General features: G+C 68.1%; 1 protein-coding gene. It reads left to right on the top strand.

The window, feature by feature from the left end:
- Window positions 1–366 precede the first annotated feature (366 nt).
- Window positions 367–1,062: a TetR/AcrR family transcriptional regulator gene (locus tag BKE38_RS25855; protein WP_242662573.1), complete on the top strand. Its 696-nt coding sequence runs from the start codon at window positions 367–369 to the stop codon at window positions 1,060–1,062.
- Window positions 1,063–1,230: the final 168 nt, after the last annotated feature.

Raw genomic sequence — 1,230 nt, 5'->3', positions numbered from 1 at the left:
TGATTTGTAGGATTGGATACATGGTTAGATGGTTGTTCTTTAACATGGTGAGGAGAGCACAGAGAAGTAGAGGGGTAAGATCGTCGGCAGCGTCAGAGGTGTATAAGGGACAGGCACGGGCTGGGAAACGGTGACCGAGGGGGCAGGCTGGGCAAAGGCGGGGGTGGAGAGGGAGAGCGGGGCCGCCATGGCGAGGGCCAGCAGCGGAAGGGTCTTGCGGAAGGGGGTCGGCATGGCCAATCTCCTGGGCCGGATGATACCGACCGGTTCGTCCCTATTGATACGAACCGGTCGGTATCATTGCAAGACCCCCTCGATCGGGGTTTCTTCGCAAATGCGAGAACGAGACGCAGAGGAGACCAGTCAGTGGCCGATGCCCCGGGACAATGGCCCGCCGAATCGACGGTGGTGTTTTCTCCCGACCTGTCCCGGGCGGACCAGCCGGGAACGGACCGCCCCTTCGGCGAGCCGCGGCCGCGCCCGTCGCCGGCGACTCGCGACCCGCGCCCGGCCGCCCAGCGGGTGCGCGACGCGGCCAAGGAGCTGTTCTACCGCCAGGGCATCCGCGCCACCGGGGTGGAGGAGGTCTGCCGCGTCGCCGGCACCACCAAGATGAGCCTCTACCGCGCCTTCCCCTCCAAGGACGCCCTGGTCGAGGCGATCCTGATGGAGGATTGCGAGGCCGAGGCCTGCTGGTACGCCAATGCGCTGCACCCCTCGGTGCCCCCGCGCGAGCGGCCGATGGCCTATCTCACCGCCGCCGCCGCCGAGCTGCGCGCCCCTGGCTTCCGCGGCTGCCCGACGGGGCTGGCCATCGTCGAATTCCCCGACCCCGAGCATCCGGCGCGCAAGGTGGCCGATGCGCGCAAGCACCAGATCCGCGACCTGCTGCGCCGCATCTGCGCCGAGGCCGGCGGCCCGGAAGCCCTGGGCGACGGGCTGCTGCTGCTGATGGAAGGGGCCTTCGCCGCGGTCCCCTATCTGGGCGGCGAGGCCACTGCCGCCGCGCTGGAAGGGGCCGGCCGCACGCTGATCGAGGCAGCCATTCCGCAGGCTGCCTGATTCTCCCTGGTTGCTGTCCCCCGCTGGAAGGAATCCAACAAGGCGGCGTCGCGGAGCGGCCGCGGCGCCGCTTTCCTTGAACCAGGCAAAGCCCCAGGTCAAGGCAAAAATGTTCTTGCTATGTTCCCGGTCGTCGGCTTGATTTGGGCCATGCCCCGACCCTCCCAC

The sequence above is a fragment of the Teichococcus deserti genome, from assembly GCF_001982615.1.
Taxonomy (GTDB): Bacteria; Pseudomonadota; Alphaproteobacteria; order Acetobacterales; family Acetobacteraceae; genus Pseudoroseomonas; species Pseudoroseomonas deserti.
Note: the sequence above shows the minus strand (reverse complement) of the source record. Positions and strands in the feature narration are given on the sequence as shown.